A 12,931-nucleotide genomic window follows, 5' to 3' on the forward strand; every position below is an offset into this window, starting at 1 on the left:
AGCAGCGCGTCAGGCTGCTTCGAGTGGCCACAGATTGCGCGGTGCGTTGCGATAGGGCAACGATCGGACGTCTTCCGACATCGCCCCCTGGGTCAGCACGGTCTGGAATGTGCCGACCACATCGGCGAACGCCACCCGCGCCATCCGAAAAGCCTTCAGGCCGAGAATACGCTTGGTTTCGAGGTCGATCCCGAAATCGTCGAACATGGTCGGCGCCAGTATCGGGAATCGTTTCGAACTCAGGATAATATCGAAACCGCTATCGGTCGCTACATGCACTGCGGTTCCGCCGTCAAAACCGAAAGTGGGCGAAACCGCATGCCGGTAGTCGGGCCGGATCGCACGTACCGTTACCGTCAGGTCGAGCGGACGGCCGGATACGCGCGAAGCTTTGCCGCCTATCCTCAGATCCAACCGTGTACCTTCGCCGGCGGCCGTGCATAGATCGATTGCGACCGGATCCCACAGCGGTGCGAAAACGGCATCTGGCAGATTCGCATCAATCATCGCTTCGAGCAGGTGTGTGGCATCGCCCGCACCGCCGCACAGGATCGCGTCGGCACCCTCGCACAATGCAAAGCGGTTTTCTTTCGAGGCTTCCGCCTGCGCGCGGGCGATTGCTTCTTTGATCTTTACCGCATCGTGTCCGATCGCAATCTCGCCGCGGCGTTCGCGCACCGTGTCGGCGAGCCGTTGCGCTTCGCGCTGGGCTAGGTCCGCATCGCCATCGCTGACGATCAGTGTCCTAGTGCCCAGGGCGGGCGTATCGCTCCATGCAAAACCCATCGTCAGCGAGGCAGAGAGTATTTCCGGCCTGCGCTCAATATCATAGAATTCGCGGATGATTTCCTGCCCAGCGCCCGATTTCGTATCGACGAAGCTCAAAATGTTGGCCTCAGCAATCGCGATCTGAGGCTGAATATCGCCTTGCGCCGCAGCGATGCACAGGTCAAACAGTTCCTCAGCCCGGTCGGCTATATCGTCATGCGGCCATTCTTTGTAGGCGATAACCACATCGGCATATTCCGCATAGGCGCGTGAGATATTGGCATGCGGGTCGATCTCAACACCGATCACGGTGTCCGATCCGACGATGTCGCGCGCCATCTTGAGGAACTCCCCCTCGCAATCGGCGGTCTGTGTCGCCATCATCGCGCCATGCAAATAGAGCAGCAGGATATCGACGCACCCGACGGCTTCGATTTCGCCGAGCAGCTTGGCCCGTAGCGCGAGATAGTCCTGTTCGACCACGGGGCCGGCGGGCATCGCCCACATGTTGGAGCCGCGCGAGAATTCGTGCCCGCCCTGCTCGGCCTTTTCTGCCCATACCCCGAAGGCCGCGCGCTTGCCTGGCACAAAACCTTCGAACAGATCGTTGGAAAAATCATCCGCGGAGGTCGGAATGGGACAGAAGCTATTGGTTTCCGTGCCGAGTCCACATGCAAATATCTTCATCGTCACGCCTCCCACTCGAGATTTCCATCGATACTGATCGTCTGACCGGTGATATTTTGGGCCGCTGACGAGCACAGATAGTCGACTAGCCCCGCGACCTCCCCGGTCGATACCTTGGACCGGGTAGAAACGAACTTTAGGAACCGGCTTTCCATGTCCTCCGCGCTCACGCCCTCGTCGCGCGCGACAGCGGCCACGACGCTGCGCATGCGCGCATTGTCAATAATCCCGGGGAGCACCGCATTGCAGCGAATGCCGTACTCGCCAAGTTCGCGCGCGGCATTGCGAGTCAGGCCCTCGACTGCGCATTTGGCCGCGACATAGGCCGAGCGCGCCACCATCCCAGTTTTGGTCGAGGCCGAAGAGATGTTCACTATTGATCCGGAGCGCTCGATTTTCATGCCCGGCACTACTTTTTGCATTCCGATCAGTGTCGCATCGACATTGGCCGCGAAGGTAGCGTGCCATTCGTCGAGTTCGATATCTTCAACCAGAGCGCGCGGGCCACCGGCGCCGACCGTATTTACCAGCACGTCGCAACCACCCAAAGCATTCAGAGCGGCATCGAAAAACGTATTAGTGCCATCGGCAGACCCCAAGTTAGCCAATTCTCCCTCCATTCCGGGATTGGATTCGAGGGTCGCAACGAGATTGGCCTTATCCATATCGCAAATGAAAACCCGTCCGTCTTTGTGACAAAAGTTTTCCGCGATGGCGCGTCCGATACTGTCTCCGCCACCGGTTACGATAACTCGTGCGGTCATGGTCATCTCCAGACGTCGTTAATCGGCTGCGGTGATTAGGGGACGGCAGATATATTTAGCCTCAAGAAACTCTTCGAGGCCGAACGTGGACCCTTCGCGCCCAATGCCGGACTGCTTAATCCCGCCGAACGGCGCGGCTGGGGTGCCTATTGCGCCGCAATTCGCGCCCACCATGCCTGATTGCAGCCGATCCGCGATCCGGCGCTCGCGTGCGACATCGCTTGTGTAAAAATAGGCTGCGAGGCCGTACGGCGTGTCGTTAGCTGTCGCGATGGCCTCCTTCTCGTTGGCGAAACGCGAAAGCGCGACGACTGGGCCGAACGTCTCCTCGCAAGTCATCGAGCAGCCTCGAGGTACATCGGTGAGGATGGTGGGCTGGTAGAACCAGCCGCCGAGTTCGTGCGGGCCCCCACCCAAGACTAAAGTGGCACCCCGTTCGAGTGCTTCTTTCACATGACGCCTGACCTTGTCGAAGTTTGTCTGTGTGGCGAGCGGACCTTGATCGCGGTCATCCAAGCCAGGACCGACGGTGAGCGTGGCGATCTTTTCGCGCAGTCGATCGCGGAAATCGTCGAAGACGCTCTCGTGCGCCATGACCCGGTTGGGCGCGATGCAGACCTGACCCATATTGCGGAATTTGGCGGTCATGAGGCCGTCGACGGCTGCATCCAAGTCCGCATCCTCGAACACCAGGAAAGGTGCGTTGCCGCCGAGTTCGAGTGCGACCTTTTTTATTGTGCTGGCGCAATCCGCGTAGAGCTTTCGGCCGATGGCGGTCGACCCGGTGAAGCTGAGCATCCGGACATCTGCACTCGACGTGAGTTCAGCGCCGATAGCCGCGGCATCGCCTGTGAGCACGCTGATCAGGCCTGCGGGGCATCCGACGCGTTCGGCGAGGTGGGCAATCGCCAATGCGGTGAACGGCGTGGTTGGCGCTGGCTTCACGATCTGCGCGCAGCCAACGGCCAGAGCCGGGGCAAGCTTGCGCGCGACGGTGGCTATGGGAAAATTCCATGGGGTGATCGCAGCGGTAACACCAATGGGAATTTTTGTGATTTCGATATGCTTGCCCGGATCAGCCACGGGGTGGACGGCCCCGGTAATCCGGGGGGCTTCGGCAGCATACCATTTGAAATAGGACGCGCCGTAGACGACTTCCTGGCGCGCCTGATGCAGCGGCTTGCCCTGCTCGAGCGTCATGATCACAGCCAGCTCGTCGGCCTGTTCGACCATTAACTGGCCAAGACGGGCGACCATCGCGGCCCGTTCCCGCGCCGGCACACGCTCCCAATCGCGCTGGGCCGAAACGGCTGCGGCAATTGCCCGTGTGGTTTCCTCTCCACCCATCAGCGGAACGTGGCCAATGTTACGCTGTGTGGCTGGATCGATGATTGCCATCGTCTCGCCGGAATCCGCGTCGCACCAATGGCCGGCGATGAACGCCTGTTGCCGCATCAGCGCTGGCCGCTTCACTGCGACATGCGCGCCCGCTTCGATATTTTCCTGCAAACCCATCACGCGGCTACCGCTTCGATTTCGAACAGCCAGTCGCCGTCCATTAGTTCCGTAACTACGGTCGTCGACGCCGGGGGAGGGTCAGGCAAGCGGTCGGTGCGAACCCGCCGAAACTCAGAGACATCGCAACCGGGCGCGAGATAGTAGTTCAGCTTGACCAGATTATCCGTGCTCATGGCATGAGCACCGAGCACTGCATCGAGATTGTCGAAGGCCTGCCCGATCTGCGCGCCGAAGCCGCTTGCCATGCTGCCGTCCGAACGATTGCCGATCTGGCCGGAAATGAACAGCATTTCGCGGCCGGCCGGAACCAGCACGGCGTGGCTGTATTGCCCCGCCGGTGGCGCGATACCGGCTGGATTACTGTGATGCAGCGCGCTCATCGGGAGAGTGAGGTGAGCGCTCGGTCGGTCGCCGCGACGATCTCGTTCACGACGCCTTCGTCGATAATCAATGACGGGAAAAATTTGAGGACGACTGGTTCGGTGTAGGAAATCGAATGGCACAGTACGCCTTCGTCGTAGACCGCGCGGTAAAAGGCTGGACCCATAGTGGGATCCTTGCACGCGATCGTGGCGATGCAGCCAAACGCCGTTCCCGGAACGACCAGGTCGGAATGCTTGTTGCACAGATCGGTAAAGCCCGCTTCCAGCAACGCGCTCATCGAGCGTACATTCTCATGCAGTTCTGACCGGGCCGATTCCTTCAGGACAGCCTGCGCGACGATGCAACTGATCTCGTTCCCGCCGAGGCTGCTGATGTAGGAGTATTTGTGCTCGTTCATGCAACGATCGTAAATCGACTCGGTCGTCATCAGCGCGCTGACCGGATAGAGCCCGCCTGACAAGCCCTTGCCGGTAATCATCATATCTGGCGCGAGGCCGGGGAAGTGTTCCGCGGCCCACAATTGCCCAGTTCGGCCCAGCCCGGTACGCGTCTCGTCAAGCACGAACAGCGCTCCGACTTCGCGGCAAGCCTGCTGTAGTGACAGCAGGAAATCGGCGTCGCCCGGAGCGAAGTTTTCATAGTCCATCGGCTCGAGGATGACCGCTGCAACCTCATCCGACAGTTTCGCGCGCACCGCTTCGATGTCGTTGTAGGGTTCAAAAAAGGAAGAAAGATGTCGCGGCATATTATAATGTTCGAGAATGCCTTCATCGAACGAACCGGTCACAATGCCGGCAAAGCCGGTGTGCCCGTGATAGCCGTGGCGGAAAGCCAGGATTTTGCGCCGGTTGGTGACGCGGAACGCGAAACTGACCGCCAGATCGACCGATATTGTGGAGGCTAGCGTCACGACACTGCGGTTGAGTCGCGGCGACGGCGCCAGCTCGGCCAGCAGATCCTGTAGTTTCAGATACTCGTAATTCGGGATCGCCCACAGGCCCGTATCGCTGCCGCCGTCAAGCGCCCCGCGCAGCGCTGAAAGCACCGCCGGATGCCGGTGGCCGAGCGAATGGACGCCGCCGGCATTGCCGCAATCGATTACTCGTTTCTCGCCGTCACGATCCCACATATAAGGGCCTTCGCGGCGACCGATGATGAACTCGGCTCCCTTGTCACGCTGCCGTTTCGCGTTCGAGCGCCATGAATGATCGATATATGCATCGAAAATTTCGCGAGTAGTCGGTTCAACGCCCAATCTTGCCTCCTGCCGCAATTATGTGGCGTTCCCGGCAGGGCCGCCGGATCGCCGGATACATGACTTGTTATAGGCTATAAATTAATTTATGCAAGGCGAATGCATAAGCACGACGAAACCCGGTTACCCGCGCTCCCACTCGACCATCTGATGCTCTGCACGTCCGACTGGCGGGTTGGCCGCCAAGCCTACGAGCGCCTCGGATTCAGGTTAACTCCGCTCCGTCGGAACGCCCCGATGGGCGGTGGAGACGGCGCGGATGGCGGCAGCCAGCTTGTCATGCTCGGCGGCGGGCGTGACGGTATCCTCAACTATCTCGAACTTTCGACTGCCGTGCCGGACAAGGCCGCCCCCCTCATGCGCCAAATTCTTATACACGATGGCCCAGTCATGATGGTCCATTATGCCGCGGATATTGCCCGTTTCACGGAGCATTGGAGCAGCTTGGGTGTACAGGTGCACCGGTTCGAGGCGGCCTTTCCCGCATCGGGCTCGCTGGGGGGAGGGCGTTTCGATATCGCGATCGCCGATCCGCAGTCCGTGCCGCTGCAATTCAACGTCGTTTGTAGCACGGATCGGAGTGGGTATCGCGACGCGGAATGGCAGGTGCATGACAATGGTGCGCTCGCATGGCGCGAGGTCATCGGGGTCGTTCCCGATGGCGATCTCGATGCAGTCGCGGAACGCCATAGCCGGTTGATCGGCATTGAACCGGTTCAAAGTGAAGAAGGCGTGCGTTTCGACGCAGGGCCGGTCGATATTCGGCTTATCGCGGCTTCGATGGCGGAGGCGGAGTGGCGCGATATCGGTTTTCAAACTCGCGCCGCGCCCCAGATTGCGGGTCTACGGATCACCGTTCGCGATCTCGCGACTTTTGAAAAACTGATGACGTCGCGCGGTGTTGCGTGCCTTCGCAGCGGGGACACGGTGCTGGTTGGTCCGCAAGACGCCGCCGGTAGCGTGATGCTGTTCTCGGAGGAGCTATCATGACGAATAACAGCGAACAAAAGCTTGCGCCCGGCCGCGCGATCGAGGGGTATGCCGTCGGCGTGCTGCATCTCGGTTCCACGTATCCGCTGCCGCCTGGAAATGCGCAGCACGCCCAGTCCTACGATTTCCCGGTGGCGTTCGAAGCGGTCGCCATCGACGATCCCTTCGCATTGATGCGGGGTGAAGATCACATCGGCGAACTTCTGATTGAAGCCTGTTGCCGGCTGGAACGACGCGGCGTTCGAGCAATCGTCGGCGCGTGCGGCTCTTTCGCTTATTACCAGCGCATGGCCGCCGACGCATCGCGCGTTCCCGTTTACACATCCGTCCTGACCCAGATACCGTTTCTGCTTCAGGCGCTCGGCAGCCGACCTCTCGGAGTAATCTGTGCCTCGGCATCGTCGATGAACGAGCGGATCTACGACCAGTGCGGCATCGACGATCCGGACCGGCTGGTAATCGGCGAGATGCGCGGCATGAGCGAATTCGACGCCATGCTCGAAGGGGACCGCCCGATGGATGAGCGATTACTGTGTGAACAGACTTGCGAGGTTGCCGGCAGACTGCTTGATACGGCACCCGATGTCGGCGGAATAGTCCTGCAATGCAGCGACCTGCCACCGTATGGTTGTGCGATTCAATTGGCGACCGGCCTACCGCTCTACGACGCGGTTACGCTGGTAAATTGGGCTCGTAACGGGGCGGACTATCCCGCCTATGACGGGATGCGGCGCGTTATGCGCTGAACGAACTCAACCACCATAATCGGGCTGAGCCGCCTTGTGCTTGAGCAACGCCATCAGCCTTTTGTCCCGCCAGCGCTGGCCATCGATAATCTCGTCCGTGGGTATGAGCTGTTCCATTTCCGCGCTGATGTCTTCCGCCAGCCCGTATGGCCAATCATTGCGCGTGGCCAGATCGCCGATCATCCGCCGGAATGTGCCACCATAGCTGTCATCGCGCATATAGTCGCGATAGCCGCCCGACGCGTTGAGGTGGCCGGTCTGAAACGGACCCATGAACGCCCAGCGCAGACCGAGGCCGTCGCTCATCGCCCGATCGAGATCGGTCGCCGAGCAATATCCTTCACCGACCAGATGCAGCGCCTCGGCCACGACTGCCGCCTGGAGTCGATTGAGCAGGAACGCCTTGATCTCTTTTTTCACCACGACGGGCGACATGCCGATCGCTTCCAGCAAATTCCTCGTGCTAGCGATCGCGTCGTCCGCCGTGCCGGGATGGCCGGCGATTTCGACCAGCGGGATCAGATAGGGCGGATTGAATGGGTGGGCGACCAGCACACGCGCGCTGTTCTCAACTTGCTCGATCAGCTGCGATGCCATGAATTCCGAACTTGAACTCGCGATGATCGTGTCGGGATCGCACAGCGAATCCAGCTCCGCGAAAAATGCTTGCTTGATTGCGAGATTCTCGACGATGCATTCCTGAACATGCGCGCATTCGCTGACCGCCTCATCCAAATTGGACAATGCGCTGATACGCTCTCCAATCGCGGCGGGATCGTCGATCAGATTAGCGTCCGCCAGATCCCGGAGACTGGCCGCGATATGCGCCAGCGAGCGCTCAAGGTTGTCAGAGTTGGTGTCGTACAAACGAACATTGCAGCCACCACGGGCGAACGAGATCGCCCATGCACGGCCGATATTCCCAACCCCGACACAGGCGACGTTTGCGGTTTCCATGACACACTTTCCCTATCTGCAGATGATCATTGACCTCCTCTTTATTTATTGCCTATAAGTTTATCAAGCCGCAATCGGGAGGACAGCATGCGGAAAGCATCGAAAGTCATAATTACTTGCGCATCGACGGGGTCGGTGCACACGCCAACCATGTCGCCATATTTACCAATCACGCCTAACGAGATAGCGAGCGATGCGTTGGCTGCGGTGGAGGCGGGCGCATCGATATTGCATCTCCATGCGCGCAATCCGGAAACCGGTCAGCCGACACAGGATCCGGAAATCTTCAGCCAGTTTCTACCGCGCATCAAGCAACAGTCCGACGCAGTGATCAATATTACCACCGGCGGCGGGCTGGGCATGCCGCTTGAGCAGCGCGTCGCTGCCGCACACTACGCCAAACCCGAGGTCTGTTCACTTAATATGGGATCGATGAACTTCGCCGCGTTCGAGTTGGCCAATAAGTACAAAGACTGGAAGTTTGATTGGGAAAAACCCTATCTCGAAAGCACCTACGCCGGCATCTATCCAAATACGTTCGAGATGATCGATCACATCCTGACTCATGTCGGCGATGCTTATGGGACCAAGTTCGAATTCGAATGCTACGAGGTGGGCCACCTCTACAACTTGGCCTATTTCGTTCGCAAGGGACGGATCAAGCCGCCGTTTCTCATCCAATGCATATTCGGCATCCATGGCGGGATCGGCGCCGATCCGGAAAACCTGATGCATATGCGCACAATCGCGGACAAGCTGTTCGGCGATGATTATTATCTGTCCGTCCTCGCCGTCGGCAAGGATCAGATGAAGTTCCTGACAATGAGTACCGCGATGGGCGGCAGTGTGCGCGTTGGCCTGGAAGACAGCCTCTATATTGGCAAGGGTGAGCTTTCGAAGGGCAGCGCCGAGCAGGTAAAGCGCATTCGCGGGATCGTCGAAGGGCTCGGCTTGGAAGTTGCCTCTCCGACGGAGGCGCGCGACATGCTCGACCTCAAGGGCGGCGATCAGGTAGGCTTCTGATGGCGGCTATCGATACCTTTCGCGGTGCGGCTCATCCTTGGCTGTGCGATGTGATGGGCCATCTCAACACGCGCAATTATGTCGCCATGTTCGATGATGCGAGCATGCATCTGATCGCGGCTCTAGGTTATGACTTTGCAGAGGCGAGGGCAGGCAAATTCGGCTGGGCGGATGTGCATGTTGAAATCGATCTTCTGGCCGAAGTAGGTAAGGGGGAGTTAATTAAAATATCTAGCTGCATCCCGCAGCTCGGTAATTCGTCGCTGACATCGCGGCACGAGATGACCGATCTTTCCGGCGAGCGCGTTTTCGCTCGCTATACCGTCAAGACCGTGTTCTTTGATCTTCAGGCCCGCAAATCGCATTCTATACCAGACACATATCGCGCAGCGGCGGCCGAGATAGCGCACGACGACTTACAATGACCACCAGCACTTCATCGCGCCGACAGTTCTGGCTGAGTGTGCATGGTTGGCTCGGCGTATTTGCCGCCCTTTTCTTACTACTCGTGGCCCTGACTGGAAGCGCTCTCGTTTTCATTGAGGAAATGGTCGAGGTGCAGGTTGGGGAAGCGGCACAAGCTTCTGCCCACGGGGAGTGGCAGCCGCCCGATGTCATGATCGACCGAGCGTCGACCTATGCCGGCGCTGCATTCCAGCCGATGCAGGTATACTATCCCAACACCTTGCTGAAAATTAGCTCCGCTTTCGTCTACGGACAGGGAGGCAGGTTCGCCGAAGGCCCAGAAGATGAAGTCTTGATCTTTATGGATGCGGTCAATGGCCGCCCACTGGCAGGTTGGCGCCTGGAAGAGCTTTGGGCGGATATTATCCTGCATCTTCATTTTCAGCTTCTGGCGGGCGATGCTGGCGGAGTTTTCATTGCCTTCTGCGGCATTGCGCTATTTGTGTCCGTCTTCACGGGTATCTATCTCTGGTGGCCGCGACGCCGCGTGCTGAAGAAGCTCGCAATTCCCAAATTGCGCGGCAAACTGCGCAAGGTGCTGTTCGATCTTCACGGTTTCGCGGGCATTTATTTTGCCGTCCTGATCGCCATTCTGGCTTTTTCCGGAACGCAGCTTTCACAGCCGTCGTGGCTGAATGCGGTTTTACCAGCGGATTATGAAGCGATCCCACCGACCGCACAGCAGGATTTTGAAACCTGTGATAGCGGCCAACCTTCGCCAGATCAGCTTGCCGCTGTTACTCAGCGTTTTCCGACACGAACAGTGTCGATCTACAATCCCGCCTTCGGTGACTATCCCGCGCATATTCGCCTCAAAGGCGCTGGCGATATCGATGCTTTCTTCGGCGACGTTTACGCGTGGATCGATTGCAACGGAAATACTCTCGTCACCGACTTATCGCAGGCGGATATGGCGACCGTGGTGGCATTAGCGCAGTATTCGGTTCATTCTGGCCGTATCGCCGGTCCGATTGGCCGGCTGCTCGTGTTCCTGTCCGGCTTGGTGCTGTCCCTCTTGGCGCTTAGCGGGATCTACCTGTTCCTGAAACGCAGGCTACGCAAACAACCAAATGGGCAATCGAAGCGAGCCGGGTTGGAAAGCGGATCGTGAACAGAGCTGCGGAAGAAGGCCCGCGCTGGTCATCGCAGGCCATGTTTCTGCTGGCTGCAATGGGCACCACCATCGGGCTGGGAAACATCTGGCGTTTTCCCTTCGTCGCGGGAGAAAGCGGAGGTGGCGCCTTTCTGTTGGTCTATCTCGCGGCTCTTGTTCTGATCTCGATCCCAGTCATGATTGCCGAGCTCCACCTAGGGCATGCGGGCAGGCGTGATCCTGTCCATGCCATTGCTGCTGTCGCGACCAACGCCGGACGTTCACCGCGATGGGGCTGGATTGGCCATCTCATGGCTGCGATGGGGCTCTTATATCTGTTCTATTACCCGCTGATAGGAAGCTGGGCGCTGCACTATGTGCAGCTCGCTCTTGACGGCACTCTCGAGGCTGCTTCGGCCGAGGACTTGCCGGGCTTGTATGACGATCTACAGTCGGACAAGCCACGCATGGTGCTACTGCATACGCTGTTCCTGCCATTGGCTGCCATCATTACGGCGCTGGGTGTGCAGGGCGGCCTGGAAAAGCTCTCCAAATTCGTCATGCCGCTGCTCCTTTTGCTGCTCTTTTCGCTCGTGCTCTATGCCGCGCTCACCATTGGCCTTTCATCCGGACTTGCTTTTCTCTTTACGCCCGATTTTTCCAAACTGAACGCTTCCGTAGTGCTTGCAGCCGTCGGGCAGGCACTTTTCAGTACAGCCGTGGGGCAGGGCGTGTTGCTGGTTTATGCGGGATATTTGAGAGGAAATGTGCCGCTGGGCCGATACAGTGCGATCATCTGCCTGTTCGATGGCTTTGTCGCGGTCACCGCCGGTGTCTTTATCTTCTCGATCGTTGCCGCGTTCGGCCTGACTCCGGCGGCTGGCGAGGGGTTGGTCTACATGGCACTTCCGCTCGCCTTTGCCGATATGCCGGGTGGATCAAGCGTGGCCGCCGCGTTTTTCCTGATGCTGGCACTCGCAGCCTTCACCTCGGTCGTGCCGACGGTCGAATTGCTGGCCCGTTGGTGCGAACGCCAATTCAGCTGGCGCCATGCTCGTGCAGCGCTCGCTGTTGGCGCTATCTCGTGGCTCGGCGGTTTAACCGTCATATTCACGCAGGCGGGCGAGGGCCCCAATCTCCTGCGAATCTACGATTATCTGGTATCAAACCTCATGATTCCGATAGCCGCGCTCCTGATGGCCCTGTTCGTGGGCTGGTTCCTTCCGCGCGTGACAGAAGCACGGACTCAAACGAGCTCGAATACGATCATCTGGCACTGGTGCCTTCGATTGATCGCGCCCTGCGCAATCGCAGTCGTGCTGATAATGGGACTGTGAACGGATGATTGAAGTGCGTAACTTCAAGAGGCTCGACCAAGCGACGTCAAAAGATCTGCAGCTGATCGTGCGCGAGACAGATAGACGTCCGCCCGACCCCACGATGCGGTCATGTGCTAGGAATATAGATAGCGAAACAGGTATTATTTGTCCCCCCGTCAAAACCTATGGCACAGATTTGAGGAGGATTTGGTTCTCGTCGTAGTGACGGAGCAACGAAGATGAGAACCAAAAATTTGAAGTCGAAGTAACCCGCCGAACGTGTGGTGAAGGACATTCGCCGTAGGACGCGGCGGCACTTCTCTGCAGAAGACAAGATTCGGATCGTGCTGGAAGGCTTGCGGAGCGACGACTGTATCGCCGAGATCCTCGGCGCGCCGGAAGACTGCCGGGTTCTGATAGTGAGCCTCCATCCACAGGGCGAGGCCCGCATAATCGGTAACGCCTGGGTCGAACGCTATGAGCTCAGAAACGGGCCTGAACGCATAGCGCGAGAAATGCGACGCCGTGGGCGAATCGCTGTGACGCCTGCTGCTTCACGAAAGCTATGCCGAAGATATGCGCTCCACCGCCGCCGATATCCGCAACACGAGTACGGAGCGCGGGGCCGGCACGGCCGTGCATTTCCTCAGCGAATTTATCAGTCGCGGTATCCCCTGGGCGCATCTCGACATCGCCAATATGGCTTGGTCTGGCCCCAGTGACTGGAAACCCGATGGCTCAGCCGGCTTCGGCGTCCGCCCGCTTGATCATTTCGTGCGCGCCTTCCAGCTGGTCGAAACGGCGAGTAACGGCGCATTCGGAGCGGCGCCTTTTTTGCTGAGGTAGCGCTTGTAGTTGCGATCATCGGTTCCGCCAACTCATGAGAGCGGCCACCCCGTCTCTCGTCGCTGCTGCAACGACAATGGAGACGATGACCTCAATCCGTCGATCTCTTTTCAATC

The 12,931-nt window shown here is 58.9% G+C and carries 13 protein-coding genes; 7 read left to right on the forward strand and 6 right to left on the reverse strand.

Annotation, left to right across the window (positions count from 1 at the left end; all coding sequences use genetic code 11):
• Positions 1-9: 9 nt before the first annotated feature.
• Genes HFP57_RS02015 through HFP57_RS02035 form a run of 5 tightly spaced genes read right to left on the reverse strand, consistent with a single transcriptional unit; the run spans position 10 to position 5,376 of the window.
• A complete protein-coding gene (locus HFP57_RS02015) occupies positions 10-1,455 on the reverse strand; it encodes a M81 family metallopeptidase (protein ID WP_176868198.1) in 1,446 nt (481 codons plus the stop codon).
• Between the two features lie 2 nt (positions 1,456-1,457).
• Positions 1,458-2,219, reverse strand: a complete 762-nt coding sequence (locus tag HFP57_RS02020; RefSeq protein WP_176868199.1) for an SDR family oxidoreductase — start codon at positions 2,217-2,219, stop codon at positions 1,458-1,460.
• An 18-nt stretch (positions 2,220-2,237) separates the two neighbouring features.
• A complete protein-coding gene (locus HFP57_RS02025) occupies positions 2,238-3,734 on the reverse strand; it encodes an NAD-dependent succinate-semialdehyde dehydrogenase (protein ID WP_176868200.1) in 1,497 nt (498 codons plus the stop codon).
• The gene (locus tag HFP57_RS02030) at positions 3,734-4,117 is read right to left on the reverse strand and encodes a RidA family protein (RefSeq protein WP_176868201.1); all 384 of its coding nucleotides are present in this window, start codon (positions 4,115-4,117) and stop codon (positions 3,734-3,736) included. Before HFP57_RS02030 ends, HFP57_RS02025 begins: the two co-directional genes overlap by 1 nt.
• Positions 4,114-5,376: an aminotransferase class III-fold pyridoxal phosphate-dependent enzyme gene (locus HFP57_RS02035; RefSeq protein WP_246263253.1), complete on the reverse strand. Its 1,263-nt coding sequence runs from the start codon at positions 5,374-5,376 to the stop codon at positions 4,114-4,116. The genes HFP57_RS02030 and HFP57_RS02035 overlap by 4 nt, the downstream gene beginning before the upstream one ends.
• Before the next feature lie 150 nt (positions 5,377-5,526).
• Between HFP57_RS02035 and HFP57_RS02040 the strand changes: the two genes are divergently transcribed.
• Both HFP57_RS02040 and HFP57_RS02045 read left to right on the forward strand, forming a co-directional pair.
• Positions 5,527-6,366, forward strand: coding sequence for a VOC family protein (locus HFP57_RS02040; protein WP_246263697.1), 840 nt, complete (start codon positions 5,527-5,529; stop codon positions 6,364-6,366).
• The gene (locus HFP57_RS02045) at positions 6,363-7,112 is read left to right on the forward strand and encodes an aspartate/glutamate racemase family protein (RefSeq protein ID WP_176868204.1); all 750 of its coding nucleotides are present in this window, start codon (positions 6,363-6,365) and stop codon (positions 7,110-7,112) included. The genes HFP57_RS02040 and HFP57_RS02045 overlap by 4 nt, the downstream gene beginning before the upstream one ends.
• Positions 7,113-7,118: 6 nt before the next feature.
• Here HFP57_RS02045 and HFP57_RS02050 read toward each other — a convergent pair whose 3' ends face one another.
• Positions 7,119-8,069 (reverse strand): 3-hydroxyacyl-CoA dehydrogenase, encoded by a 951-nt coding sequence (locus HFP57_RS02050; protein ID WP_176868205.1) that lies wholly within the window; start codon positions 8,067-8,069, stop codon positions 7,119-7,121.
• Positions 8,070-8,156: 87 nt separating this feature from the next.
• Between HFP57_RS02050 and kce the strand changes: the two genes are divergently transcribed.
• The 5 genes from kce (at position 8,157) to HFP57_RS02080 (ending at position 12,815) form a co-directional block, all read left to right on the forward strand.
• Positions 8,157-9,092: a 3,5-dioxohexanoate:acetyl-CoA acetone transferase gene (gene kce, locus HFP57_RS02055; RefSeq protein WP_176868206.1), complete on the forward strand. Its 936-nt coding sequence runs from the start codon at positions 8,157-8,159 to the stop codon at positions 9,090-9,092.
• Positions 9,092-9,517, forward strand: coding sequence for an acyl-CoA thioesterase (locus HFP57_RS02060; RefSeq protein WP_176868207.1), 426 nt, complete (start codon positions 9,092-9,094; stop codon positions 9,515-9,517). Before kce ends, HFP57_RS02060 begins: the two co-directional genes overlap by 1 nt.
• Positions 9,514-10,668: a PepSY-associated TM helix domain-containing protein gene (locus tag HFP57_RS02065; protein WP_176868208.1), complete on the forward strand. Its 1,155-nt coding sequence runs from the start codon at positions 9,514-9,516 to the stop codon at positions 10,666-10,668. The genes HFP57_RS02060 and HFP57_RS02065 overlap by 4 nt, the downstream gene beginning before the upstream one ends.
• Positions 10,665-11,987, forward strand: a complete 1,323-nt coding sequence (locus HFP57_RS02070) for a sodium-dependent transporter (RefSeq protein ID WP_176868209.1) — start codon at positions 10,665-10,667, stop codon at positions 11,985-11,987. The genes HFP57_RS02065 and HFP57_RS02070 overlap by 4 nt, the downstream gene beginning before the upstream one ends.
• 531 nt (positions 11,988-12,518) lie before the next feature.
• Positions 12,519-12,815 carry a hypothetical protein gene (locus HFP57_RS02080; protein ID WP_281363140.1) on the forward strand — a complete coding sequence of 99 codons (297 nt, stop codon included), beginning with the start codon at positions 12,519-12,521 and terminating at the stop codon, positions 12,813-12,815.
• Positions 12,816-12,931 lie beyond the last annotated feature (116 nt).

The organism is Parasphingopyxis algicola (genome assembly GCF_013378075.1).
GTDB classification, from domain to species: Bacteria; Pseudomonadota; Alphaproteobacteria; order Sphingomonadales; family Sphingomonadaceae; genus Parasphingopyxis; species Parasphingopyxis algicola.

Coding starts and splice junctions, on each gene's coding strand:
- HFP57_RS02060 (WP_176868207.1), top strand. CDS start 9,092: ATGGCGGCTATCGATACCTTTCGCGGTGCGGCTCATCCTTGGCTGTGC.
- HFP57_RS02025 (WP_176868200.1), bottom strand. CDS start 3,734: ATGGGTTTGCAGGAAAATATCGAAGCGGGCGCGCATGTCGCAGTGAAG.
- HFP57_RS02045 (WP_176868204.1), top strand. CDS start 6,363: ATGACGAATAACAGCGAACAAAAGCTTGCGCCCGGCCGCGCGATCGAG.
- HFP57_RS02065 (WP_176868208.1), top strand. CDS start 9,514: ATGACCACCAGCACTTCATCGCGCCGACAGTTCTGGCTGAGTGTGCAT.
- HFP57_RS02050 (WP_176868205.1), bottom strand. CDS start 8,069: ATGGAAACCGCAAACGTCGCCTGTGTCGGGGTTGGGAATATCGGCCGT.
- HFP57_RS02020 (WP_176868199.1), bottom strand. CDS start 2,219: ATGACCGCACGAGTTATCGTAACCGGTGGCGGAGACAGTATCGGACGC.
- HFP57_RS02040 (WP_246263697.1), top strand. CDS start 5,527: ATGCTCTGCACGTCCGACTGGCGGGTTGGCCGCCAAGCCTACGAGCGC.
- kce (WP_176868206.1), top strand. CDS start 8,157: ATGCGGAAAGCATCGAAAGTCATAATTACTTGCGCATCGACGGGGTCG.
- HFP57_RS02015 (WP_176868198.1), bottom strand. CDS start 1,455: ATGAAGATATTTGCATGTGGACTCGGCACGGAAACCAATAGCTTCTGT.
- HFP57_RS02030 (WP_176868201.1), bottom strand. CDS start 4,117: ATGAGCGCGCTGCATCACAGTAATCCAGCCGGTATCGCGCCACCGGCG.